Genomic DNA, 24,402 nt, shown 5'->3' with positions numbered 1-24,402 from the left:
CTCGAGGCCCACCTCAATGACTGGCCACTTCCTTGGAATCGACCATACGTGGCTGTATCACCACACCATCAAACCAGGTCGCCCCGACGAGGTGGTCCCCCATTGGGCGCACCAGACGCAGATTCCAGCCGGTGTTCCAATACTGCACCGTTCGATCGGGAAGATGAACGCCAAAGGCAATCGTATTTTTGCTGCCCGCAGCGATGAGGACGCGTTGTGAGGCTGCATCATAGAAAATGCTGTTCACATCAAGAAGAAAAAGGTTCTTGATCGTCTGCCAGGTAGCTCCTTTATCGTCGGAGACAAATATGCCCTGTCGCCCACCCACCCAAAGGCCACCCGCATCGTCCACGGCCAAAGCCGAGACCTGATCGATTGCCTCCGGTAGCTTAATCGGGCTCCATTGCTCGCCACCGTCTGAAGAAAACGACGCAGAGTTCAGACTAGCCGCCAGCACCGAAGACTTCGATGCGGCCACAAAGTTCCAGCTCCTTGGTTCGAAACCCGGAACCTCTTTCCAGCTCTGACCTGACGTGACACTGCGAAAAAGTCCACTCGAAGTTGCAGCATAAAGTGCATCGCCGCCACGGGCGATCCCATTGATCGTCGCCTGGAAGTCAGTGAGCGGCTTTGCAACAGGCTTGTGGACGGTTGTTGGAACAGTGGTGTGTCCAGCAACCTTCTTTCCTGGTCGAGGTGCCGGCGCCGGCGGCGGGTTGAGAGTGATGTCTTTCACGCGGCCCCACGTCTCTCCTTGCAACCGGTAAATACCATGTCGCGTGCCCGCCACTAAACTCCCGTCCGTTCCCTGCCCAAGGCTGACCACATCGTGGCCCTCTAATCCCACACTCTTCTGGGTCCAATTGAGGCCGCCATTCGTGCTGGCGAATACCCCACCCAACGCCTTATCGTTCACGACTCCCACGTAGACAGTCTGGGGGTTGGAAGCGTCCGCCACGTAGGAAGTAATCTCTCGTGCCGAGAACCCGCTGTTCGATTGCGTAAACGAATTGCCACCATCGTTGCTCACCAGGACGCCTCCGCGGTCTGTCGCAAGCATCATTCGACTGGTGTTGGTCGGATCAACGAACACATCGTTGATAATTACCTCGGGCCCAGTTGTGCGCTGCCAAGTCGCGCCTGAATCGACGGTACGCCACAACCCTTCCGTGGTTCCCGCAAAAACAATATTCAAATTCTTCGGATCCTGCATCAAAACCCTGGTTCTGCGTGCCGTGGACGGAATCCCCTGGATCTTTTGGAACTTTTCGCCACCAGTCTGGCTCTTGTAGATTCCTGAGCAGGCGCTCGCATAAACGGTCTTCGAATCTTTGGGATCAACGATGATTGAAAACACATCGGAGTCGTCGATGATGCCCTCTTTCATGTTGGTCCAGTGCTTGCCACCATCGACCGTCTTCCACGGTAGGTGCCATGTGCCTGCGTAGATGATCTGAGGATCCACCGGATCGATTGCAATCGACTCGACCTCATGCAGTTCGTGGCTTCCCTCAGGGCTGATCAACTGCCAGTGTTCCCCACCATCGGTCGATCGGTAAACCCCCTTGAGGGTCCCTGCCACCACAATATTAGGATTCGATGGCGCAGAGGTAAGAGCACGAATGGACTGGCCGTGCATATCCGCTTCATTCTCCCAGCTTGCGCCGCCGTCTTTGCTGAGAAAGATGCCACCATCTGGGCTGCCCAAAACCCAGGCCCCAACCAAAATGCGCTTCGCATCGGTGCTGTTGAGCACGATCGAATCCAGCACCAGGTCATCCCGCTTGCCAATCCACGCCAAACGCTTCCAGTCACCGCCGCCATTCTGTGACTCATACATCCACCCGGTGGCGGTACCCAGGTAGAGATGCGAGTGATTGTGGGGATCGGCAGCGAAAGCTCGAGCATCGCCTCCATCCGGTCCAAAGGGCAACCAGTTTGCCGCGGCAAATGCTTGAAGGGAGGATAGAACGAGAAGAAGAGCTAACTTACTAGGGAGCCGGAGATGTTTGTTCAAGGGAGGTTATCCAATCTGTGTGTGTTGAAGAGTAGAACATTTTACATACAGCCTTCAACACAAAAGCTGACTGGGGGACCTCCCCAGTCAGCTTTTTATGCACATCTACAACTATCGTTACTACTTCTTCTTATGTTTCGCTGGTGGTGCCGTCCGTGGCTTGGCGGTTACTGCGCTTTCGTCCACAGGGGTTAGACCAGAGGTGCTCAGTGTGGCGCCGGCAGGAATCAACGTCGTCGTCACAGTCTTTCCGTTATCCGAACCGGTGTAGACCGAGATACGGCCAGCGTCGATACCCTTCTCCGTTACCAGGTAGGCTTTGGCGTTTACAGCGCGCTCTGCAGCGAGCTGGTCGCCCTTCTTCTCTGCGCTGTCCTTATCGCCAACCACAGCCAGCTTCGCATCCGAAGTGCGCTGCAGGTTGAGAGCGATATCGTCAAGGCAGGCCTTCGCTTCGTTATCGACACGTGCTGGCCGCTTCTTGTCACGATCGAAGTTGATCGAGCAGAGAGCGCTGGTCGTTGGGGCAGGCGGCGGCGGCGGTGCATTTACCGTAACCGTCGTTGTGCAGGATGCACTCTGACCCTTATCGTCAACCACGTTAGCAGTTACCGTAATCGTTCCGGGCGCTGCACCAGTCGTCGTCAGAGTTGCGGTCGAGGTGCTTCCCGAGACCGAACCTGCTGTCGAGCTATAGCTATAAGTCAGAGGACGATTCTGCGGGCTGACACCAGTTGCGGTGATCGTCGCCGAATCTCCAGGTGCAACCGTCGACGGATTCGCTGAGCAGCTTACGGTTGGTGGATCAAACTGCTTCACAGTGTAGGTGGCCGAGCAGTCCGCTGTCTCGCCAGGCTTTACGCCCTCGGTAACATGGCCCTTCACCGTATAGGTGCCCGGAGCCGCAGACTTCGTGTCAATGTTGGCTGTGGTGGATGTGCCGGAGATTACACCACCATCAGCTGTCCAGGAATACGTCGCCGTCTTCTTCGGGTTGAGGTTCAACGCCGTTCCGGTCGCCGTAACAGGGTCCCCAGGATAAACAGTCGTAGGCGAAACAACGCAGGAGTAGGTCACAGGTGGAGGAGGAATAATGTGACCGAAGTGCATCAAAATACCAGTGCTCAGCTCGACACCACTCAGGTTCGCGCGACCGCCCAGCACACCAGCGGTTGGGGGCGGCGTCGGAGCGCCATAGCTGGTGTGAATGTAACGATAATCGGCTTCGAACAATCGAAGCGAGAATTTGTTGTTGAAGAAAGGCAGATCGTAGTCCATGCCGCCGCCGGCAGTCAGAGTCGGGCCCCAGCGATATGGGTTGTAATAGGTGCCATTGTGAGAGTTCGGACCATCGAGGCGACCGCCACCGACCAGGCCGTGGCCAAATAGCGTAAAGTTCTGCATCGGAGCCCTGAAGATGGGACCGGCAGAGCCAGTATAAAGATCATCGTTCACACCATTCGGATGCGCCGCGAAGATAACCTCTCCACCGACATACTTATTGAAGTAATAAGCTACGCTACCGATGGCGCCGACATTGATCGAAGAGTAGCTAATGTCCGAGGGCTTAATCTGTCCATGAGCCCCAAAGTAGGAATACCCCAGAAATACATCCACTCGGGAAGGGTTAGGCCCCACCGGGGCGGCTGTGCTGGGAGTCTGCGCGCTTAAACTGGCAGCTCCGAGACCGACTGCACATGCAGCCAGTATGAACCGGCGTGTACTGCGAAACGGGCGATAAACCATTCGAGTTCCTCCACTCAAAGTCTTGCTTTTTTACGAACCTTTATTCAGAGATCGTTTTGTTTTGTTCGATTCCTAACAGCTTACTTCAGTTGCTAATGGATCCGGGTAAAAAAATACTCCTCGATGACACTATTTTCAATAGGTTACCAGCCCGCCGAGCAAAAAACTCCAGATGGCCTATCTAAAGAACCCTTCCAGTAACGTGCACTTCATACTGTGCACTATGACAAATTCAGGGTTTTACGGACTGTTCCCCGCTCCTGCTGAATCTTTTCCTGCAACAGAGTAATTGCATATAACAGCTGCTCGGGGCGCGGTGGGCATCCTGGAACATAGATATCAACCGGTATCACCTGGTTAACACCCTGCAGCAGAGCGTAATTATTGAACACCCCACCTGAGGTCGCGCATGCACCCATCGAAATCACCCACTTTGGCTCCGGCATCTGCTCATACAGACGCCGAATCACAGGCGCCATCTTCTGCGAGACTCGGCCCGCAATGATCATCAGATCGCTCTGTCTAGGCGACGGACGAAATACCTCCGCACCAAACCGGGCAATATCGTATCTCGATCCGCCCATCGACATCATCTCGATCGCGCAGCACGCCAGACCAAAGGTCATCGGCCAGATTGAGTTCTTTCGCACCCAGTTGATCGCGGCATCCATCGAAGCCAGAACAACACCCTCCGGCTGCTGATCCCCCCAGCTCACCTCGGTCACCTTTTCGTGGTTCTTCCCGGAGCTATCCAGACTACCGAAGATGTAGCGGTCGTTCTTCTGCGGAGTCGCTGTGGGTCGGTTGCTCGTATTCTCGTTAGAAGCTGTGCTCATGTCTCTACTATAAAACCGGTTGCGCGCGTCGCATAACTTATTTCGTTCACTTTCTCGCAAACCGACTAGCAAAAATAGTAGTCCGCGGCTGAAACATTACAGTCTCATGCGATACCAGCCTCAAACTTAGCGAGCATTCTCTTCGATAGCTTGTAACAGCGCCTGTCGCAGCACCACTTCCTCGTCTTTATCCAACTTCGCTCCTCCACGAGTCAGATAAAAGACGTCGATCGCCGTCTCTCCCTCCGTATCCACAAGAGCCACTTCAATATTGCAACTCTGCGCCGCCAAGGTCAGACTCAACGCCCGCAACAGCCCGGTTGTATCCTGCGCCACCACCTCCAACAGCGTGCTGTGCGACGAAGCTTCATCATCAAACTCAACCCGCGTCTCCACCACCACCAGCGGAGCCTTTCGTCTCCCACGTCGTCGCCCGCTCAGCAGCTTCTCCACCGACACCGCGCCGGTCATCACATCATGAACACTCTTCACGAACACCTCATGCTCCGAAGCATTCATCTCCAGCGTTCGAAAGCCATCGGTAAACCGGAACGAATCCACCACGACACCCTGCCGATTCGAAAACGCATCCGCCGTTACGATATTCATGCCCCACGCCGCCAGCACTCCTGCCATGGTTGCAAATAGCTGCGGCCGATCCCGCGTCACCAGCGTCAGTTCGCTCACCGTCGCCGCATAACGAAAGTCCAGCTGCACCGGATCACCTGCAAATCCCGTTGCCATCTTGAAATGCGTCCGAACCTGCTCCGGCGTTCTCGTCAGCACATACCGCTCTGGAAACCCCTCCAGATACTCCCGTACAGCAGCCTTCTGCCCCGGCAACAACGCCACCACACGATGAACCAGCTCGCTCTCCTCCTGCGCGCCCAACCGCTCATCATCCACACTGCGATCCAGGTAGTTCGCCGTCGCGATATAGAGCCGCCACAGATTCTCCGCCTTCCACGGAGTTAACGCATCCGGATGCACCGCGTTGATATCCGCATACGTAAACAACGTCAGCATCCGCAATGCCTCCGGCGTCTGCATCTTCCCTGCAAACGCCCTCACCGTCTCGGCGTCGAAGATATCTCTCCGCAGCGCAGCCGACATCTCCAGATGGTTCGTAATCAGGCTTACCACCAGGCCGCTCTCATACGTATCCAACTCCAGCCGTTCAAGCACACTCTCCGCCATCCGAGCGCTCTCCCGTGTATGGTCTCCAGTGCTCCGACCCTTCCCGGTGTCATGCAATAACGCAGCCAGATACAACAAACCCGGATGCGGCAGCTCACGCAACACCCCACCAAACCGTGTCGCCCACTCCGCCATTCCACCCGACTGCGCGCTCTCCAATCCATGCAGCGTATCGATCAGCACAAACGTGTGTTCATCGACCGTATACCGGTGGTACGCATCCCGAATCACCAGCGCGTCGATCCCATGGAACTCAGGAATCAGCAGTTCCAATACGCCAAGCGCATGCATCGACCGCAACGCATCTCCAGCATGAATCCCAGTCAAAACTCCCTGCAGGTGATGCCATAGCGCAGGTCCCTCCTCCAGTTGAGCCGACAGCAGCGGCAATCCCTCCGACAGCCGCTCCTCCGCGTCTCGTCCCAGAGTCACCCCGGTCTTCGCCATCGCCGCAAACACCTGCAGCACAACATCCGGGTCCTCCGCCGGATCATGCCCAAACTCTGCCGCCGACTGCAGCATCACCCGTCCGCGCTCCAGGCGAAACCCATGCTGCGTCACCTCGATCTTGCGCTCCCGTTTCAAGCCCAGCAGCTTCGAAGGCGCCGGCACCTCGTCCAACATCTGCTCCACTCGCCGTTCAACGCTCCTCGCATGACGAAAATAGAGCCGCATCCAATACGCAGCATCCGCCTTCTTCGGCTTGCGCCCCTTCAATCCGACCGCATCCTCAGCCGCTGCATCCTGCGCCTGCCAGTCCAGCGTGTTATCGTCCCGCTCGTGCCGGTAGTGTAGAAAACACCGAACCAGCCACAGAAAATCCACCGCCTTGCGAAACTCATCTCCATCAGCGGCTGAAACGCCTTTCGCCTCGCTGCCTTTCTTTTGCGCCAACTCCGCGGCTTCTATCAGCTTGGTCATCCACCCGCACACATGCACGTCCCGCAAGCCGCCGGGACAGTCCTTGATATTCGGCTCCAGGTGAAACAACGTATCCCCATACTTCGCATGACGAGCGCGCGTCATCTCCAGCAGCCGAATCATCACTGCTTTATGCTCCCGCTGCAACAGCTTCGGCACACTTTGCCCAGCAAAGCTCCCATATAGAGCCTCATCGCCAGTCACCAGCCGATGGTCCAGCAGCGACAGCGCAAACTCCGCATTCTCCGGATCGAACTTCTCGCACTCCGCCAGCTTCCGCGTCGCCGGCGCAACCCGAATCCCGCAGTCCCACATCTCTTGATTCACGCGCCGAATCGCATCTTTGACGTCCTTCTCCGGCACTTTGCTATCGAGCAGAAAAAGCAGGTCAACATCCGAATAAGGAAACAGCTCCCGGCGCCCATAACCACCCACCGCCACCAAAGCTATCCCGGTTCGCAGCCGCGAATCCTGCTCCATCGCCTGCGCCCACAGCCTCTTTACCAACTCGTCCAACGCTGCCGCCCGCGCCGCAATCGTCACCGCACCCGAAGCGCCACCCGCCTCGAACGCACCACGAACCTCCAGCATCTTCCGCTGGTACACTCCGCGCATCCCGCTTGTGGGTTCATTTCCCTGCATGGCTATTTTGCTCGAAAGAACCTTAAGCATACAGCCAGCCGCGCCCATCCCCGCACGGCTATAGCGTCAATCTGAAACTTCATCTGCCAGCTGTCTAGAGCGCAATCTCGCCACGCTCATCGTTACGAATTCGAATCGCCTCATCAATCTTCGAGATAAAGATCTTTCCATCCCCGATCGTTCCTGTCCGTGCCGCGCCTGTGATCGCCAGTATCGCCTTATCCAGCATCTCGTCCGCGACCACAACCTCCAGCTTCACCTTCGGCAGCAAATCAACCGAGTACTCGCGCCCGCGGTAGAACTCTGTATGTCCCTTCTGCCGCCCATGCCCCCGAGCCTCGGTGATCGTCATCCCCTCAACGCCAATCTCCACCAGCGCATCCTTCACCGCGTCCAGCTTCGACGGCTGAATCACCGCTTCAATCTTCTGCATATCCGTATCTTCCTCTCAACCCAATCGTTCTACCGACAAGAATTTTAGTGCGCCCAATCGTACCCTTCTTCGCCGTGCTGCGAAAGATCCAATCCTTCGCGCTCCGCCTCTTCGCTCACTCTAAGCCCGATCAGTTTATCGACGATGAACAGGATCACCAGCGTCCCCACAATCGACAAACTCCACGCAATCGCCACGCCAATGATCTGATTCAGCAACTGATGACCATTGCCCTCGAGAAGCCCGGTAGCCTTCCCTGCCCCGAAGATCGGGTTAATCACGCTGTTTGCAAAAACACCCGTCAACAACGCTCCGATCGTCCCGCCCGCCCCGTGCACGCCAAATGCATCCAGCGAATCGTCATAGCCAAACGCAGCTTTCACTTTCACGACCATCAAATAGCAGAACACACCGGCAATCAGCCCAATCCAAAGCGCCGACATCGGCGTCACAAAGCCCGAAGCCGGAGTAATCGCCACCAACCCCGCCACCGCGCCCGAAATCGCACCCAGCGCCGACGGCTTACCCTGGCGAATCCACTCTGCGATGCTCCAGCCAATCGCCGCAGCTGCAGCGCCGAAGTGTGTTGCCACAAACGCCGACGTCGCCAGCGTCCCAGCGCTCAGCGCCGAACCCGCATTAAACCCGAACCAGCCCACCCACAGCAGACATGCGCCAATAAAGCTCAACACCACCGAGTGCGGCGGCATCGGCACCTTCGGATACCCAAGCCTCTTCCCCAAATAGAGCGCAGTCACCAACGCCGAGACCCCTGAGGTTACATGCACCACGGTCCCACCAGCGAAGTCCAGACAAGGAAATCGTCCGCCCAGCGAAGCATTCAAAAGACCGCCCTTGCCCCACACCATATGTGCCATCGGGCTATACACAATCAGCGCCCACAACACCATAAACACCAGCATCGCCGAAAACTTCATCCGCTCTGCAAACGCACCCGTAATCAGCGCCGGCGTAATAATCGCAAACATCAGCTGATACACCATGAACGTCTGCAGCGGAATCGTCGCAGCATACTTCACATCCGGCGCCAGCCCAACACCCTTCAAAAATACATTGTGCAGCCCGCCGATAAACGCATTGCCCTCGCCAAACGCCAGCGAATACGTCACAAATGCCCAGAGCACAGTGATAACCGCCATCATCGCGAAGGTCTGCATCATCGTGCCCAGAATATTTTTCTTTCGCACCAGGCCGCCATAGAACAACGCCAGACCCGGCCCGCTCATCATCAACACCAGCGCCGCCGAAACCAGCATCCAGGCGTTATCCCCAGCCGACTGCGCCGCCGCCACCAATGCAGCATTATCCGCACTCTGCTTCTCCAGCGCAGCAATCCGATCCGCCTGGCTCGTCGCCGCAGGAGCAGCCGTCTGGACCACAGTCTGGGCCATCACCCGCGCTCCACCCACAACCGACCCGCCGATCATCAGAACGATCAGCGCAAACAGAAAAACAGAAAACACCTTCGCTACTGGAAGACGCATGATTCAATCACCCGTTTCAAAGTTAGTCATTTCAAAATAAACGAAAGTTGCAAGGAAAGAAGAGATACGCCGTCAATTCGCCAATCTGGCAGCCTACGACTCAATCTTCACACGTCATGAAGAGCGAAAGGAGCGAAAGTAGCGAAGCACCCGCCGCACCGCCCCGGTTCGCTTTACTCTACACAAGGGAGCGCGCAACACAAAGCGAGAAATTATTCCCACAGGCGTCACGTACCAGCACTCATTCTTCGAAAGGCATCTACCATGTCGACCGCAACTCTCTACAGTTGGAACGAAGTTGAAAAAGAGCAGCTCAACCCACTCCTCATCCGTCAATTCGTCACTGGCACCCAGGCCATGCTCTCCCGCATCGTCCTTAGCAAGGGCTGCGTCGTTCCTACCCACTCACACGCCAACGAACAACTGGCCTTCATCCTCCATGGCGCTCTCCGCTTCGTGATGGGCGACGGCACAACCCACGTCGTCAAGTCAGGACAGATCCTCGTCATCCCTGGCAACCTCGCTCACTCCGCCGAAGCCCTTGAAGACACGATCAACTTCGACATCTTCGCCCCACCCCGCCAGAACTGGATCGAGAAAGACGACAGCTACCTCCGCTAGCCAACAGGCAAACTCGGCTGTTGCACTCTGAGTTGAATGCGAATCTTTCCAACCCGAGAATTTGGCGCCAGTAAAAAATGATGATTAGAAAATGATCGTCATCTCGACCGAAGCGATGGACAGTAGTACCGTCCATCGCGCAGTGAAGAGCCCCGCATCTGCATCTCTGTCGTAGCCACAAAAAATCACGGCAGCAGCGAAAACACCCGCCGTGCCCATCTTCAACGCATTCCGCCAGGATGGGCACACTCACCTAAACCGCGAGCTACCCGACATCAACGCCCAAGCATCTCCGTCACAATCGCTACCCACTCCACCCTCGAATCTCCCCGCACCACATCCCGACCCGCCCGCCGATACCAATAACCAGCATTCCCCACGTCACCCTCCTTGCGATGCAGATAAGCATGCACCCACGCGCCATCCGCCCCTGCAACATCCTGCGCAATCTCATGCGCCTTCGTCCAGTCGCCCTTCCCATCCCACCACAGAGCCAGCAGAGCCCCATGAAACTCATCCGCCTCTGTCTCCAAAAACTCCTCGACCGTCATCGCTCGCTCCCTACTGCGAAGCCGCAGCCATATATCCGCGCTCCCTCATCCACTTCGCCATCAGATCCGGCCACACACTCAACTCCGGATTCGTTGCAGCCAGTCCCACTCCGTGCGAACCGTGCTGAAACAGATGCATCTCTGCCGGAACTCCCGCCTTCACCAGCGCCGAATAAAACATCACGCTGTTCATCACCGGAACAGTCTTGTCATCGGTCGTCGCAAATAAAAATGTCGGCGGCGTATCCTTTGTCACCTGCGTCTCGTCCGACAGCAACTCAACCAACTTCGGATCAGGATCGGCCCCCAACAAATACTTCTTCGACCCGCTATGCACCGCTGGCTCTTCAAACGTAATCACCGGATAAGCCAGCAGCAGAAAGTCAGGTTTACTTCCCTGCCGCTCCACAACATCCGCGTCCCCCGCCCTCCCATCATCAAAGTGCGTCCCTGCCGTCGCGGTCAAATGACCACCCGCCGAAAAACCCATCATCCCAATATGATCTGCCGCCACGCCATACTCCGCCGCATGCGCCCGTACCCATCGAATCGCCCGCTGCGCATCTTCCAGCTCAACAGGATAGTGATACTTCTGCCCCAACCTGTACTGCAGAACAAACGCCGTCACACCACGCGCATTCATCCACTGCGCAAAGTCCGTTCCTTCCTTTGTCCACGACAGATGTTCGTACCCACCACCTGGCGCAATCACCACAGCCGTCTTCGTAGCATTCTCGCCCGGCGCTACAAATATCGTTAGGGCAGGCCTATCAATATCCTCACTCCCCTGCGCCCCCGGAGCCCCATCCGGCCACAACAACACCGTCTTCCCACTCGCCGCAGCTCCCGTCACAGCCGGTGCCGCCACTCGCTGCCCAAACCCCACGCCACCCAACATCACTGCAAAAACGAAACAGCCAAGAAAGCCCTTCACCACGCGTCATCCCCCGTAGCGCTGTACAAGACGCCAACGGAAGCAATGGTACAACCACCTCACCAAACCCCGCCAGGCAAGCTCGCGCGTAAAACCTCACCACCCCCAACGATCACACCTTCGACATTACCCCCACCCATCCCGTACCCTTGCACCAGCACCCAAGGCCACGCCGGAGAGTTCATGAAGCAACTGGTACAAAAGCAGCTCGCTCAATCCATCGCCACCATGCAAGCCGTCCTCGCCGACGAAACCATCATCCATACTCTCGTCACCGTCGCCGAACTCACAGCAAAGGCCATGCAATCCGGCCACAAACTCCTCGTCGCCGGCAACGGTGGCTCCGCCGCCGACGCACAGCACCTCGTCGCCGAGTTCGTCGTCCGCCTCACCGTCAACCGTCCCGCCCTCCGCGCCATCGCCCTCACCACCGACACGTCGATCCTCACCGCCGCCGGCAACGACTACGGCTTCGACCACCTCTTCTCCCGTCAGCTCGAAGCCCTCGGCCAACCCGGCGACATCTTCCTCGCCATCTCCACCTCCGGCAACTCCAAAAACCTCATCCGAGCCATCACCCAAGCCAAGATCATCGGCATCCCCACCATCGGCCTCACCGGCAACGACGGCGGCCACATGGCCCCTCTCTGCGACTACAACATCGTCATCCCCTCCGCCGTCACCATGAACATCCAGGAGTCGCACCTCGCCCTCGAACACATCTTCTGCATGCTCGTCGAGCGCTTCACCTTCGGCCACGACTTCGACAAAAAGCCTCAAATCCTCAGCGAATAGCCTGTGCGTAAGCCACTCGCATTAAACCTGCATCGGTTTGAACGCTCGTCACCCTGAGCACAGCGAAGGATCCCTGTATTTCGCTTTTCTCTTCGTTGTTCCAAATACCGCAGATCTGGCGTCTGTTTCCTTTTACTCAAGATCCCGCTTCAGCCTCGTCAGCAACTCCACCGAAGGCCGCGCATACTGGCTGATCCAGCGATCGTAGATCTCCTGCACCGGAACGACGTTCAAATAATTCCATCGGTTCCGTCCCTCCCGCTTGGCAATTACCAGCTCAGCCTCCTCCAACACACCAAGATGCTGCATCACAGTACACCGATCCACCCGCTTGAAGTGCGCGCATAACTCCCCCGTCGTCTTCGGCCCATCCTTCAACAGATCCAAAATCTTCCGCCGCCGATCATCGGCCAACGCTTTATAAACTGCGCCTCGTGGATCTTTTTTTGACATGTTATAAAAATATAACCTATAAAGGTTAGCACTCCATTCCGAGGTGAACCACGCGATGCAACTCAAATTTCAAATCCAGACCAAGATCCAGAAGCCTATCGCCGAGGTCTTCGACGCCGTCTACAACCCGACCAAGCTCAGCACCTACTTCACAACCGGAGGCGCCAGCGCCCCGCTCACCGAAGGAACCACTGTCATCTGGCGCTTCGCCGACTATCCCGGCGACTGCCCCGTTACCGTAAAGAAAGTCACACCCAACCAACAGATCATCTTCGAGTGGCCCGCCTATGAGCCGCCAACCGAAAACAAGCTGCCTCCGCCGATCGACTACAAGACCACCGTCGAGATGACCTTTGAGTCGCTAGGTCCCGCCAATACCCTCGTCCGCATCGTCGAATCCGGCTGGCGCGAAACTCAGCAGAGTCTCGACGGCTCCTATGGCAACTGCATGGGCTGGACCCAAATGAGTTGCTGCCTCAAAGCCTTCCTCGAGTACGAGATCAACCTCCGCAAGAACTTCTTCTAAGCGGTCAGCAGCAGACTCAAAGGCAAATGACACTGAGGTGATACGATTCCCATTTGAAAAAGTTTCTGGAGAATCCCGTGCGACGAATCTTCCCTACCCTCGCCACCCTTGCCACCCTCACGATCGCCTCCCACGCACAAGCCCCCAACCTCGCCCTCATGAAGTACGCCTGCGGCCCCGCCAACCGCATGTTCGCGACCCTCAGCCCCACCTCTCGCTTCACCGACACCACCGCAGGCTTCGACCTCATCGCCTCACCCGAAATCTCCGGAAACTCCTGCACCAGCGATGAGCCTTTCTTCTTCTCCGTCGCCATCCCCGAAGGCAACTACCGCGTCACCGTCATCCTCGGCGGCCCACAAGCCTCCGTCACCACCGTGCGCGCAGAAGGCCGCCGCCTCATGCTCGAAAAGATCCCCACCGCGCCGAACGCCTCCCTCACGCGCTCGTTCGACACCAACGTCCGCTACCCTGAGATCGCCAGCAACCCCGACAACCGCGTCAAACTCAAAGACCGTGAGCAAGGCATCCTCAACTGGGACCACAAACTCACCCTGGAGTTCAACGGCGAACACCCAAGCGTCCGCTCCATCTCCATCGAACCCATCCCCAACGAGCCCACCATCTACCTCGCCGGCGACTCCACCGTCGTCGACCAGTACTACGAGCCCTGGGCCGCCTGGGGCCAGATGCTTCCACGCTTCTTCCTTCCCGGCGTCGTCATCGCCAACCACGCCGAATCCGGCGAGACCACCCGCAGCTTCGTCACCGAAAAGCGTCTCGACAAGATCATGTCCACCATCAAATCCGGCGACTACCTCTTCATCCAGTTCGCCCACAACGACATGAAACCCGGCGCCGTATCCCTCGACGACTACAAGCGGCTCCTCGCCGACTACATCGCCCAGACCCGCGCCAAAGGCGCAACTCCCGTCCTCGTCACCTCCATGAACCGTCGCACCTTCGACGACTCCGGCCACATCACCAACTCCTTCGGCGGCTACCCCGACGCCATGCGCGAAGTCGCAGCCCAGCAAAAAGTAGCCCTCATCGACCTCAACGCCATGAGCAAAACCCTCTTTGAAACCCTTGGCCCCGAAGGCAGCATCAAAGCCTTCATGCATTACCCCGCCAATGCCTACGCGAACCAGCCCAAAGCCATTGACGACGACACTCACTTCAACAGCTACGGCGCCTACGAGCTTGCCCGCTGCATCGTCCACGGCATTCGCGAATCCAACCTTCCCATCGTCAAGTTCCTTGACCCAACCGTACCCGACTTCAACCCGGCCCATCCCGACTCTCAACCGGATTTTCATCTTCCCGCAACACCAATTCTCATTAAATCGGACCCAACTAAAGTGGGCCAAACCTAACCACTGCCAGAGCTAGCAGTCCAAGGATGCAAGAGCGATAGCAAATCACAGAGAGTGGCGCTGACCCTCACAAAACCAGGGGCACGCCAATTGCATTATGCTGGCTGCGCTCGAAGAACGAGAACCCAACTAAAAAGGAGACTCACATGACCACCCAGGAACTAGCCAATCAACTGGTGAAGCTATGTAAAGAAGGTAAGTTCGCCGAAGCAGTCGGTAGCCTCTACTCAGACGACGTCGTAAGCATGGAAGCCGGAGCACCTCCGGGAGGATCCCGCGAGTCCAAGGGTCTGGACGCCGTGAAGGCCAAGGGAAAGTGGTGGGAAGAAAATCATGAGGTGCATGGCGCCACGGTCGAGGGTCCACTCGTAGCCGGATCACACTTCGCCGTCACCTTCAAACTCGACGTCACCTTCAAACCCCAGAACAAACGCTTCACAATGGAAGAAGTCGGAGTCTACAAGGTAAAAGACGGCAAAGTCGTCTACGAAGAGTTCTTCTACGACATGTAAAACAAACAAGCGACAACAGATATCACTCCTCTACGCTTAGCAAATGAAGGCGACTCACAGTGTCATCGTGAGTCGCGCAGAGGAGCGACATTTTGACTATGACCTGAGATACTTTCGCCTTTGATCGTATGATCTGAATTATTTTTACGCCTCAAAAATCGTCATCTTGACCGAAGTGATGGACAGCCTCACCGTCCATCGCGCAATCGAGAGACCTCCGCGTTGTCTTAGTCCCGCAACCCTACACTCTCCCTCGCGATGCGTAGATCTTCCTTACTCTCCTTCGAGCTATGTAAAGTATGAGAGGAACAAGCACGACCGCATTACTAGGGGCCTACTCATTCCCACCTCACGCCGCTCTACCCTCCTCAAAACGCTAGCCTCCCTCGCACTGCTTCTCACGGCGACTCCCGCCGTCCCCTACTCGGTCCAAACCCATCAGGAACTCATCGACCTTGCCTGGAAACAGACCATCCGTCCTCTTCTTCTCAAGAAATACCCCACTCTCACGGAAGCTCAGCTCCAGGAGGCTCACGCCTACGCCTACGGCGGCTGCGCCATTCAGGACTTCGGCTACTATCCCTTCGGCAACGCCTTCTTCTCCGAGCTCACCCACTACGTCCGCTCCGGCGACTTCGTCCTCTCCCTCCTTCACAACGCAAAGACCGCCGATGAGCTCGCCTTCGCCATCGGCTCTCTCTCCCACTACATCGGCGACAACTTCGGTCACAAATACGCCGTCAACCAATCCGTCCCAATCGAGTTCCCCAAGCTCGAAAAGAAGTACGGCCCCTCCGTCAACTACGCCGAAAATCCCCACGCACACGTCCAGACCGAGTTCGCCTTCGACATCAACCAGCTCAGCAAACGCCGCTTCGCACCATCCGCCTACCTCCAACACGTCGGCCTCGAAGTTCCAATGCCACTTCTCCGCACTGCCTTCTTCGAAACCTACGGGCTTCGCCTCCCCGACATCATCGGAAGCAAAGAAACCTCCATCCACATCTACCGCTACGCCGTTCGCCGCTTCCTTCCCAACATCGCCCGCGCCGAAACCATCCTTCACAAAAGCAGCTTCCCCGCCGACACTCCCAGCCCCGATCTCGACACCCTGCGAGCCGATCTCATCCAGGCATCAGCCGACAACGAATGGGAGAAATATCGCAAGACTCCCGGCTTCCGCAGCCACCTCTACGCCGGATTCATCTACATCCTCCCCAAAGTCGGCACTCTCAAACTTCTGGCCATCAAGGGACCCACTCAGCAGACCGAGGATCTCTACATCAAGAGCGTGAACCACTCCATCATCGCCCTGCGCCGCGTCCTCACCAACTACGACTCCATCGACCACTACATCTCCAACCGCGATCTCGACACCGGAGACGTCGTCCAACCCGGCGGCTACCCACTCACCGACATCACCTACGCCAAGCTGCTCGCCGTAATCACGAAAAACCCATCCAACGTCGTTCCCAACCAGCTCAAGCACGACCTCATTGCCTACTACGCCGACCCTCAATCCCCCATCACAACAAAAAACGATCCGCAAAAGTGGGAGCAGGTTCAGACCAATCTCAAAACCCTGGCCACCATGAAGACCATCGGCGAACTGGACCCAATCCCGGACGAAATCCTGGCCGAATAGGCCGAACAAGCACGCAGAAAAAGGAGGGCGGTCACCATCCGCCCTCCTTCGCTCCTCTACTTGATGATTGGCAACAAGGCCGCCAACTGCACATTCACCAACAAAGTCAACCGGCTGTCCACCTGGTAAAACTTCGCCGTCTGCTTCGCTCCGATCGCCTTCTCGAACTTCGCCACATAGCTCTTCCGCAGCTTCAAACCGTCCTCCTCGAACTTCAAAGCCCGGGTGATGTACGACTGAGCCTGAACATCATCAATATGGTCGTAGTTTGCCGCATAGTCTTTGATCAACGAGACCCGCTGGTCCCCAATCACCTGCTGTTCATGCGCGTAGTTTCGATAAACCGGCCAGAAAGCCTTCGACTGCTCGTCTGTGAACTGCATATTGCGAGTGATAATCTCGGTCTTATCAGCCTGAATATCCTGTCGCAAAACCGCAATGTCGTCATCGGTCACCGGTCGCCCCGTATTGGCATCTGCAGGCGCCTGCGCCATCGCGTTCAGCGTCCCCAAAACAAACGTCGTCACCAGCAACACTCGTATTACCTTCATCAAACTTCCTCCGCTTGCTTTTCGTTGCGTTTAATTAGCAGGCTTCCGCACATAGCGTGTCACCCGGGCAGATGTCAAAAAAAAATCTGCACCATCTGCAGATACAGATACCTCAACTCTCTCACCTCCGCGCATGCATCCAACTAGTAGATTAATAGGAGAAGCGATGAAAATCGTTCCAGCCAAATCCGTCTCGCCCTCACTCGCAGCCACCGCCCTAAGCCTTCTAACCATTGCTGCACTCGTCTTTACCTTAGGCTGCAACGACACCGGCAAAGCCGCCGCCACCCCCGCCAACTTCACCCTCGGCATCAACAACCACTACCTCGACCACCCAGCCTGCCTCCTCACCGACACGCGCTTCCCCTTCGAGACCAGCGACCCCGCAATAACCAAACAGATGGACACCCTGGTCAAGAACCTCCTCCTCGAAAAAACCGTCGAGACCAGCATTCACGTCAGCCGCTACACCGTCGCCCCCGCCGGAACCCGCTACGCTCCACGTTTCTGCTACGGTCACCGCGAGGTCACCGGCATCAACAGCTTCACGCCCATCGCCGTCAACAACGGCTTCAAAGAAACCACCGTCACCTACACCTACACCATGAAGGAAGTCCCCGTCTGGGCCGAAAGCCACGACATCCAGGCCGCCTTCCCCACCATGGCCCACGCCACCACCAGCCAGGCCACCGACACCATCGTCCTAGCCCAATCCCCAGTAGGCTGGCAGGTCCCCGACTAGCCACACCGCCTTCGAGAGAAAACCTATCCAGCACCAGCGCAACTACCGATAAGCCCGGTCAAGACATCAGTTCGAAGCAGGAGGAGTAATAAGCTTCGCGATCGTAACCACTGAGAACGGCGTCTTACCGGTAGGTATTGGCGCTCCTGCGGAGGAGAGCGTACCAGTGTTTGGATCAATCGCGAATATTGACACACTGTCGGATCCGGCATTGCCTACGAATAAATACCTGCCGGAGGGGTCTACATTCATTGAGTTCGGCGCGTCTCCTGCTATCACTCGCGAACCGATCGAAGAGAGTGCACCGGTTGCCGAATCAACCGTGAACGCGCAAATATCTCCCGTGCCTACGTTCGAAACATAAAGAAACCTCCCACTCGGATCTTCTGCTATTGCTGTCGGGAGATTCCCGCAGCTGGTGATTGGGTCGCCAAGCGGTGCAAGCGCTCCACTGATGGAATCAATCGCAAACACGGAGATAGTTTGGGAGACGACATTGGTAAGGTATGCAAACTTACCAGAGACATGCACCATCATGATCGTCGGATCGAACCCAACAACAGGGACAGGCTTTCCCGATGCCGTCAGAGTGCCTGTGTTTGGGTCGATCGTGTACACCGATATCGTATTGTCGTCTGAATTTACGACGTAAGCGAACTTCCCAGCAGGATCCAGGGACAGAGATACAGGCGCTTGCCCTGTGGCTATTGGAGATCCGATCGGGAGCAGAGCGCCAGTACTGGGATCGATGGAGTAGGCGAAGATATTATTCGAAAGCAAGCTGGTGCCATAAAGAAATCTTCCGCTGGGGTGCACGACGACAGTGCGGGGTCCGTCGCCAGCAGCGGCCGGTGAGCCCACTGGCGTCAAAACTCCAGTATCCGCATTGATAGCGAACGCAGATATGCCACCACCGCCAACTCCGCCTCCACCAACTATCAAGTTCGCAACATAAGCAAAATGGCCGGCAGGATCCACGGCAAGCGCAATCGGTCCAGTGCCTCCACTCGCGACACTTCCGCTGTTACGAAGCTCCCCCGTAGAAGAGTTGATTAGGTAGGTGGAAAGAGTATCTCCATCTCGGTTCGCAACGATGGCGAATTGAGGCACGAGCACAGGCTGAGGAGTCGGAGTTGGCGTTGGAGTGGGAGTGGGCGAGGGAGTTGGAGTGGGCGAGGGAGTTGGAGTGGGCGTGGGTGTTGGGGAGGGAGTTGGAGTTGGCGTGGGCGTTGGGGAGGGAGTTGGAGTGGGCGTGGGTGTTGGGGAGGGAGTTGGAGTTGGCGTGGGCGAGGCAGTCGCCCCATATCCATTGCTACTACAACCTGTTAGGAACAGTGACGACAGACCAAGCGGGAACAATGTTAGAGACACAAACAAGCACAGCTTCTTCATTACTTATTCTCCAGATTCTTTTGGCAGAGAAGCTCTTAGTGCCAGTGCGCGCAACGAAGTTAACTGACACATCCGGTTTTTATTCCAGGGAGACGCAGAAATAACATGCCTCCGGTCGCAAGAGCACTCGTAGAAATTCCATCGCAACGAACGGCACGCGCTGCCTCACATCTCTACTTCACATATGGATGAACCGAGGAGCGTCGATGACAGTTTCAGAAGGGTGGTCTTCTCAACCATTCCTGTCTGGAATGCGTTCTCTCTGGAAGGCGGGTACATCAAGTTGACCATCGGAGCTTTACGAGTAAACCACTCCATGACATCTCCTCACACATCTCCCGCTACAATCCCCAACAGAGGAACCAATGTCGAAATCGCGCCGAGAATTCCTGACCCAAAGCACGCTCACCCTGCTCGCCTCCGCCACCACCGCAACCCTCGCACAAACTCCCAACACCCCACCTACTCCCGGCGCTCCACCAGCCTTCGGCACCTCTCCCGCTGTCGGCCCTGAGGTCACCACCACCACCTTCGCCGAAGCCGAAAAACTCGTCCAATACGAGCTCACCGAAAAAGACCGCGCCCAGGCCGCCGGCAACTGGCGCAGCGCAATGGCCCCTCTCTACGAACGCCGCACCGGCCCACGCAAAGTCGCCATCCCCACCACCGCCGTCCCCTACTCCACCGTCAACTCTGTCCTCCCTGGCACCACCGCCGGTCCCGCCAAAAACGAGTTCATCCGCACCAAATCCGACGCCCCACTCCCCACCACCGACGAAGCCATCGCCTTCGCTCCCGTCCACCATCTCTCCCGCTGGATCGAAACCCGAAAACTCACCAGCACCCGCCTCACCGAGATCTACCTCAAACGCATCGAGCAGTTAAATCCCAAGATCAACTGCATCATCACCCTTACCCGCGACCACGCCCTCGCCCAAGCCAAAGCCGCCGACGCCGAAATCGCCGCCGGCCACTACCGCGGCCCACTCCACGGCATCCCCTGGGGCGCAAAAGATCTCCTCGACACCGCAGACATCCCCACCACCTACGGCGCCGAGCCCTTCGAGCACCGCATCCCCACCGCCGACGCCACCGTCACCGAGCGCCTCAACGCCGCAGGCGCAGTCCTCATCGCAAAGCTGAGCCTCGGAGCCCTCGCCCTAAACGACGTCTGGTTCGGCGGCCAAACCATGAACCCCTGGCTCACCGAAGAAGGCTCCAGCGGAAGCAGCGCAGGCCCCGGAGCCGCCACCGCGGCTGGCCTCGTCGCATTCGCCATCGGCTCCGAAACCGGAGGCAGCATCGTCAGCCCCTCCATGCGCTGCGGAGTCACCGGCCTTCGCCCCACCTTCGGCCGCGTCCCCCGCACCGGAGCCATGACCCTCTGCTGGTCCCTCGACAAACTCGGCCCCATGGCCCGCAGCGTCGAAGACACCATGCTCGTCCTCAACACCATCACCGGTGCCGACAACAAAGACGTCTCCTGCGTCCCCAGCAAACTAGCCTTCGATGCGCAAGCTCCCATCAAAAATCTCAAAGTCGGTTACTTCCCCCAGTGGATGAAGGAAGCCCCCGCCACCGACGTAGACCGCGCCGCCCTGGCCGCCATCGCCACGTTAGGCATGACACCAGTCGAAGTCACCCTCCCCGACTGGCCCTACGACAACCTCGACCTCATCCTCTTCGCCGAAGCAGCCGCCGCCTTCGAAGAGATCACCGTCAACCACCACGTCGACCAGCTCAAAGCACAAGTCCCCGACGCCTGGCCCAACACCTTCCGCCAGTCCCACTTCCTCTCCGCCGTCGACTACGTCCAGGCCGACCGCCTCCGCCGCATGGTCGCCGTCGAAATGGCGCGCATCATGGCCGAAGTCGATCTCCTCCTCGTCCCCTCCCTCCGCGACGAGATCCTCACCATCACCAACTTCACCGGCCATCCCTCGCTCACCCTCCGCGCAGGCTTCGTCGAAGTCTCCGAGGCCCGCAGCGACTGGGCCCCAGACCCATCCAAGCCTCTACCAAAATTCTCGCCACCACGCCGCGTCCCACACGGCGTCACTCTCATCGGCCGTCTCTTCGACGAAGGCACCATCGCAAGCGTAGGCCTGGCCATGGAACGCCACTTCAACGTAGCGCAAGAAAACCCACCCGGCTTCTAACAAAACTGCATGCCGAGCATCGCGAGGCCCCCAAGCAACTCCCAAGCCACACAAGGTACACACGCCACGAAGTGGCCGCCCGCCGCGCAGGCGGCCCGTCCGGCAGGACCCAACCAGATGCCCCATCCACCGCAGCCCTATCGCGATGGATGGGAGCACAAAACTCTTCATCCCTCGACCAGCAGCCGCAGTTGTCTCTTCTCCGATCCCACTCCTCAGAGATCGTCATCTCGACCGAAGCTGCTCACAGTCTCACCGTGAGCAGCGCAGTGGAGAGACCCCCGCATTTTCATCGTCAAGCCACAAACCTACGGATATAATTGCCGCCGTGGATGATCGAAAACCAAATCCGAAGCAACTGGTGCTATGGGCAATCGCGGGCGCATTCCTTGCGGCCAGCATATGTTTCGTCGCCATCTTGCCGATTCAGAAACTCCCAGCACACGGGTCTGCGGTCTGGGATGTCGCATGGTCGAACCGTCTGCAACTTGCAGCTTTGACAATACCCCTCGCACTTGGACTCGCAGTCTCCCTGCTTGCAGTCCGGCGATTCAAACGAGGCTTCCACGACAACATCTGGACGGAAGCTGATCTCGAACCGGTAAAAGTTTTGGTCACAAATCGAATCTGGCTTTGGGCAAGCTTAGCCCTGATCGTCCCACCTCTCGTATCGATCATATTAAACAAAAATCTAGCTCACCCCGGCGCAGGAGGCTTTATCTGCCTCGCTCTGCTCCCCACTCAAACCGCGCAGCACATACAACAGTTGCTGACACCAAAAGAAAAATCCACCAGCGTCTTCGCGAACTGGCAAAACTACAAGCCAATCAACTCAGGCCACTGGGGACAGCCGCCAGTCCATCCCTCCGAATAAGCGCCAAACGCACACGAGAAAAGATATACAAGCCACAAAGTGGCTGTCCCCCGCGCAGGCGGCCCGTCCGGCAGGACAAGCCGCCAGAACACAGAACTAATCCACCACCGCATCCCAAACGTACTATCAGAGTGACTAGAACCAACCACTCCGCCGCCCGCCTCTGCATCTTCCTCGCACTCATTGTCAGCGCAATCGCGCCATCACCCGCCCGAGCACAACAACCTACACTCCACTGGCAACCCTGGTCCGACGCTGCCTTCACCACCGCTCGCCAGCAACACAAGTTCGTCCTCCTCGACCTCGAAGCAGTCTGGTGTCACTGGTGTCACGTCATGGACGACGTCACCTACCGCGATCCCACCGTCATCCGTCTCCTCAACGAAAAGTACATCCTCGTCAAAGTCGATCAGGACTCCCGCCCCGACATCTCCAACCGCTACCAGGACTACGGCTGGCCCGCCACCGTAGTCTTCGCCCCCGATGGCTCCGAGATCGTAAAGCGCCAAGGCTTCCTCCAACCTCGCCTCATGGCCTCCATGCTCAAGGCCATCATCGACGACCCCTCCCCTGGCCCCAGCATCGAACGCGAAGCCGCGCTCCATCCCGCAGCCGACGCCACCATAGCACCCGCACTCCTCAACCGCATCCACACCAGCTACGACGCCCAGTACGACCAACCCAACTCCGGCTGGGGCTTCGTCCACAAGTACCTCGACGAAGAGTCCGTCGAGTACGCCCTCCGCCTCTCCGCCCGCAACAACGCCCTCTACACCAAGCGCACCACCGACACCCTCCACAACGCCACCTACCTGATCGATCCCGTTTGGGGCGGCGCCTACCAATACTCCGTCAGCGGCGACTGGCGCGAGCCCCACTTCGAAAAGCTCATCTCCATCCAGGCCTCCTACCTCCGCGAGTACTCCCTCGCCTACGCCCAAACCCACAACCCTGAAGACCTAGCCGCGGCCCAATCCGTCCACCGCTACGTCCACACCTTCCTCACCGACGCCCCCACCGGCGTCTTCTTCGTCTCGCAGGACGCCGACCTACACGACGGCGAAGACAACGAGCCCTACTTCAAACTCGACGACCGCGGCCGCCGCGCCCAGGGCATCCCCCGCATCGACAAGCACGTCTACGCTCGCGAAAACGGCTGGACCATCGCCGCCCTCTGCCATCTCTACGCCGTCAGCGGCGACACCTCCGCCCTCACCGAAGCAAAACACGCCGCCAACTGGATCGCCATCCACCGCACCATCCCCGGCGGAGGCTTCCGCCACGATGACGTGGACCCCGCAGGCCCCTACCTCGGCGACACCCTCGCCATGGGCCACGCCTACCTAGCCCTCTACAACGTCACCGGCGACCGCAACGACCTCTCCGCCGCCACCTCCGCAGCAAAGTTCATCGCAGCCCACTTCGCCCCCACAAAACCCGGCACCGGATTCATCACCTCACCGACCCGCACCGACGCCGCCTACCGCCCCCACCCCGACCGCGACGAAAACGTAGCCCTCGTCCGCTTCACATCCTTACTCTCGCAAGCCACCGGCGACCCCACCTATCACCAAATGGCCGCCGAAGCGATGCGCTACCTCGCCTCCAGCACCATCGCCCTGCAACCACTCTCCGCCGGCACCCTCCTCGCCTACGAAGACTTCACGCAAGACCCTCTCCACATCACCATCCTCGGCCCAGCCTCCGACCAGCAAGCCGCCGCCCTCCACACCGCCGCGCTCCGCTCCCTCACCTCACACGAGCTCATCGAGTGGCGCGACCCCACCGACCACAACCCCCTCCCAACCGCCGTCACCTACCCACCCCTCAAGCAATCCGCTCTCTTCCTCTGCACCGCCCGCGCCTGCTCCTCGCCAATCTACCGGCCGGAAGACGTAGCCGCAAAGATCCACAAAGCCCAACTCTCAAACTGATCGCAACGGCAAGCATCCGCTGGCACAACCAAAGTAATTG

Annotated in this window: 21 protein-coding genes; 10 read left to right on the top strand and 11 right to left on the bottom strand. The window is 57.9% G+C overall.

The genetic code is table 11. The features are described 5' to 3' along the window. Positions 1-13 precede the first annotated feature (13 nt). From RBB82_RS17895 to RBB82_RS17870, 6 genes are all read right to left on the bottom strand, one after another. On the bottom strand, positions 14-2,017 hold the full coding sequence (locus tag RBB82_RS17895; RefSeq protein ID WP_433972102.1) for a WD40/YVTN/BNR-like repeat-containing protein: 2,004 nt from the start codon (positions 2,015-2,017) through the stop codon (positions 14-16). A 120-nt stretch (positions 2,018-2,137) separates the two neighbouring features. Beyond that, positions 2,138-3,763 (bottom strand): OmpA family protein, encoded by a 1,626-nt coding sequence (locus tag RBB82_RS17890; protein WP_433972101.1) that lies wholly within the window; start codon positions 3,761-3,763, stop codon positions 2,138-2,140. Between the two features lie 221 nt (positions 3,764-3,984). Further along, entirely contained in the window at positions 3,985-4,599 is a 615-nt protein-coding gene (locus RBB82_RS17885) for an NADH-quinone oxidoreductase subunit B (RefSeq protein WP_433972100.1), read from the bottom strand. Positions 4,600-4,725: 126 nt separating this feature from the next. After that, positions 4,726-7,359, bottom strand: coding sequence for a [protein-PII] uridylyltransferase (gene glnD, locus RBB82_RS17880; protein WP_433972099.1), 2,634 nt, complete (start codon positions 7,357-7,359; stop codon positions 4,726-4,728). Positions 7,360-7,453: 94 nt separating this feature from the next. Continuing rightward, positions 7,454-7,792, bottom strand: a complete 339-nt coding sequence (locus RBB82_RS17875; protein WP_183811189.1) for a P-II family nitrogen regulator — start codon at positions 7,790-7,792, stop codon at positions 7,454-7,456. Positions 7,793-7,836: 44 nt separating this feature from the next. Continuing rightward, positions 7,837-9,204, bottom strand: coding sequence for an ammonium transporter (locus tag RBB82_RS17870; protein WP_433975405.1), 1,368 nt, complete (start codon positions 9,202-9,204; stop codon positions 7,837-7,839). A 357-nt stretch (positions 9,205-9,561) separates the two neighbouring features. Here RBB82_RS17870 and RBB82_RS17865 point away from each other — a divergent pair, with 357 nt between their 5' ends. Beyond that, positions 9,562-9,918 (top strand): cupin domain-containing protein, encoded by a 357-nt coding sequence (locus RBB82_RS17865; RefSeq protein WP_433972098.1) that lies wholly within the window; start codon positions 9,562-9,564, stop codon positions 9,916-9,918. 275 nt (positions 9,919-10,193) lie between these two features. Here the strand turns inward: RBB82_RS17865 and RBB82_RS17860 are convergent, their stop codons facing one another. Together RBB82_RS17860 and RBB82_RS17855 are read right to left on the bottom strand one after the other, a co-directional pair. Next, positions 10,194-10,469, bottom strand: coding sequence for a hypothetical protein (locus RBB82_RS17860; RefSeq protein ID WP_433972097.1), 276 nt, complete (start codon positions 10,467-10,469; stop codon positions 10,194-10,196). 10 nt (positions 10,470-10,479) lie between these two features. After that, complete coding sequence (locus RBB82_RS17855) at positions 10,480-11,406, bottom strand: alpha/beta hydrolase (protein ID WP_433972096.1); 927 nt, start codon at positions 11,404-11,406, stop codon at positions 10,480-10,482. A gap of 180 nt (positions 11,407-11,586) precedes the next feature. Between RBB82_RS17855 and RBB82_RS17850 the strand changes: the two genes are divergently transcribed. Beyond that, entirely contained in the window at positions 11,587-12,198 is a 612-nt protein-coding gene (locus RBB82_RS17850) for a D-sedoheptulose-7-phosphate isomerase (protein ID WP_433972095.1), read from the top strand. Positions 12,199-12,330: 132 nt separating this feature from the next. On the opposite strand, the gene RBB82_RS17845 is transcribed toward RBB82_RS17850, so the two are convergent. Continuing rightward, entirely contained in the window at positions 12,331-12,651 is a 321-nt protein-coding gene (locus RBB82_RS17845) for an ArsR family transcriptional regulator (protein WP_433972094.1), read from the bottom strand. 55 nt (positions 12,652-12,706) lie between these two features. Here RBB82_RS17845 and RBB82_RS17840 point away from each other — a divergent pair, with 55 nt between their 5' ends. The 4 genes from RBB82_RS17840 to RBB82_RS17825 all read left to right on the top strand — a co-directional run bounded on the left by RBB82_RS17840 (position 12,707) and on the right by RBB82_RS17825 (position 16,710). Then, on the top strand, positions 12,707-13,177 hold the full coding sequence (locus tag RBB82_RS17840) for an SRPBCC family protein (RefSeq protein ID WP_433972093.1): 471 nt from the start codon (positions 12,707-12,709) through the stop codon (positions 13,175-13,177). A 77-nt stretch (positions 13,178-13,254) separates the two neighbouring features. Further along, positions 13,255-14,553 (top strand): rhamnogalacturonan acetylesterase, encoded by a 1,299-nt coding sequence (locus tag RBB82_RS17835; RefSeq protein ID WP_433972092.1) that lies wholly within the window; start codon positions 13,255-13,257, stop codon positions 14,551-14,553. 146 nt (positions 14,554-14,699) lie between these two features. Beyond that, complete coding sequence (locus RBB82_RS17830) at positions 14,700-15,065, top strand: SnoaL-like domain-containing protein (RefSeq protein WP_433972091.1); 366 nt, start codon at positions 14,700-14,702, stop codon at positions 15,063-15,065. 175 nt (positions 15,066-15,240) lie between these two features. Beyond that, complete coding sequence (locus tag RBB82_RS17825; RefSeq protein ID WP_433975404.1) at positions 15,241-16,710, top strand: zinc dependent phospholipase C family protein; 1,470 nt, start codon at positions 15,241-15,243, stop codon at positions 16,708-16,710. A gap of 56 nt (positions 16,711-16,766) precedes the next feature. Here RBB82_RS17825 and RBB82_RS17820 read toward each other — a convergent pair whose 3' ends face one another. Continuing rightward, positions 16,767-17,261: a hypothetical protein gene (locus RBB82_RS17820; protein ID WP_433972090.1), complete on the bottom strand. Its 495-nt coding sequence runs from the start codon at positions 17,259-17,261 to the stop codon at positions 16,767-16,769. Between the two features lie 166 nt (positions 17,262-17,427). On the opposite strand from RBB82_RS17820, the gene RBB82_RS17815 reads away from it, so the two are divergent. Then, positions 17,428-18,003: a hypothetical protein gene (locus RBB82_RS17815; protein WP_433972089.1), complete on the top strand. Its 576-nt coding sequence runs from the start codon at positions 17,428-17,430 to the stop codon at positions 18,001-18,003. A gap of 66 nt (positions 18,004-18,069) precedes the next feature. Here the strand turns inward: RBB82_RS17815 and RBB82_RS17810 are convergent, their stop codons facing one another. After that, complete coding sequence (locus tag RBB82_RS17810; protein ID WP_433972088.1) at positions 18,070-19,395, bottom strand: lactonase family protein; 1,326 nt, start codon at positions 19,393-19,395, stop codon at positions 18,070-18,072. Positions 19,396-19,760: 365 nt separating this feature from the next. On the opposite strand from RBB82_RS17810, the gene RBB82_RS17805 reads away from it, so the two are divergent. From RBB82_RS17805 to RBB82_RS17795, 3 genes are all read left to right on the top strand, one after another. Next, positions 19,761-21,554 (top strand): amidase, encoded by a 1,794-nt coding sequence (locus RBB82_RS17805; RefSeq protein ID WP_433972087.1) that lies wholly within the window; start codon positions 19,761-19,763, stop codon positions 21,552-21,554. A gap of 328 nt (positions 21,555-21,882) precedes the next feature. Beyond that, a complete protein-coding gene (locus tag RBB82_RS17800; protein ID WP_433972086.1) occupies positions 21,883-22,428 on the top strand; it encodes a hypothetical protein in 546 nt (181 codons plus the stop codon). A 131-nt stretch (positions 22,429-22,559) separates the two neighbouring features. Then, complete coding sequence (locus RBB82_RS17795; protein ID WP_433972085.1) at positions 22,560-24,362, top strand: thioredoxin domain-containing protein; 1,803 nt, start codon at positions 22,560-22,562, stop codon at positions 24,360-24,362. The last annotated feature ends 40 nt before the right edge of the window (positions 24,363-24,402 follow it).

It is taken from the genome of Tunturiibacter lichenicola (genome assembly GCF_051013355.1).
Taxonomy (GTDB): domain Bacteria; phylum Acidobacteriota; class Terriglobia; order Terriglobales; family Acidobacteriaceae; genus Edaphobacter; species Edaphobacter lichenicola_F.
Note: the sequence above shows the minus strand (reverse complement) of the source record. Positions and strands in the feature narration are given on the sequence as shown.

Coding starts and splice junctions, on each gene's coding strand:
- RBB82_RS17890 (WP_433972101.1), bottom strand. CDS start 3,763: ATGGTTTATCGCCCGTTTCGCAGTACACGCCGGTTCATACTGGCTGCA.
- RBB82_RS17885 (WP_433972100.1), bottom strand. CDS start 4,599: ATGAGCACAGCTTCTAACGAGAATACGAGCAACCGACCCACAGCGACT.
- glnD (WP_433972099.1), bottom strand. CDS start 7,359: ATGCAGGGAAATGAACCCACAAGCGGGATGCGCGGAGTGTACCAGCGG.
- RBB82_RS17875 (WP_183811189.1), bottom strand. CDS start 7,792: ATGCAGAAGATTGAAGCGGTGATTCAGCCGTCGAAGCTGGACGCGGTG.
- RBB82_RS17870 (WP_433975405.1), bottom strand. CDS start 9,204: ATGGCCCAGACTGTGGTCCAGACGGCTGCTCCTGCGGCGACGAGCCAG.
- RBB82_RS17865 (WP_433972098.1), top strand. CDS start 9,562: ATGTCGACCGCAACTCTCTACAGTTGGAACGAAGTTGAAAAAGAGCAG.
- RBB82_RS17860 (WP_433972097.1), bottom strand. CDS start 10,469: ATGACGGTCGAGGAGTTTTTGGAGACAGAGGCGGATGAGTTTCATGGG.
- RBB82_RS17850 (WP_433972095.1), top strand. CDS start 11,587: ATGAAGCAACTGGTACAAAAGCAGCTCGCTCAATCCATCGCCACCATG.
- RBB82_RS17845 (WP_433972094.1), bottom strand. CDS start 12,651: ATGTCAAAAAAAGATCCACGAGGCGCAGTTTATAAAGCGTTGGCCGAT.
- RBB82_RS17840 (WP_433972093.1), top strand. CDS start 12,707: ATGCAACTCAAATTTCAAATCCAGACCAAGATCCAGAAGCCTATCGCC.
- RBB82_RS17830 (WP_433972091.1), top strand. CDS start 14,700: ATGACCACCCAGGAACTAGCCAATCAACTGGTGAAGCTATGTAAAGAA.
- RBB82_RS17820 (WP_433972090.1), bottom strand. CDS start 17,261: ATGAAGGTAATACGAGTGTTGCTGGTGACGACGTTTGTTTTGGGGACG.
- RBB82_RS17815 (WP_433972089.1), top strand. CDS start 17,428: ATGAAAATCGTTCCAGCCAAATCCGTCTCGCCCTCACTCGCAGCCACC.
- RBB82_RS17810 (WP_433972088.1), bottom strand. CDS start 19,395: ATGAAGAAGCTGTGCTTGTTTGTGTCTCTAACATTGTTCCCGCTTGGT.
- RBB82_RS17805 (WP_433972087.1), top strand. CDS start 19,761: ATGTCGAAATCGCGCCGAGAATTCCTGACCCAAAGCACGCTCACCCTG.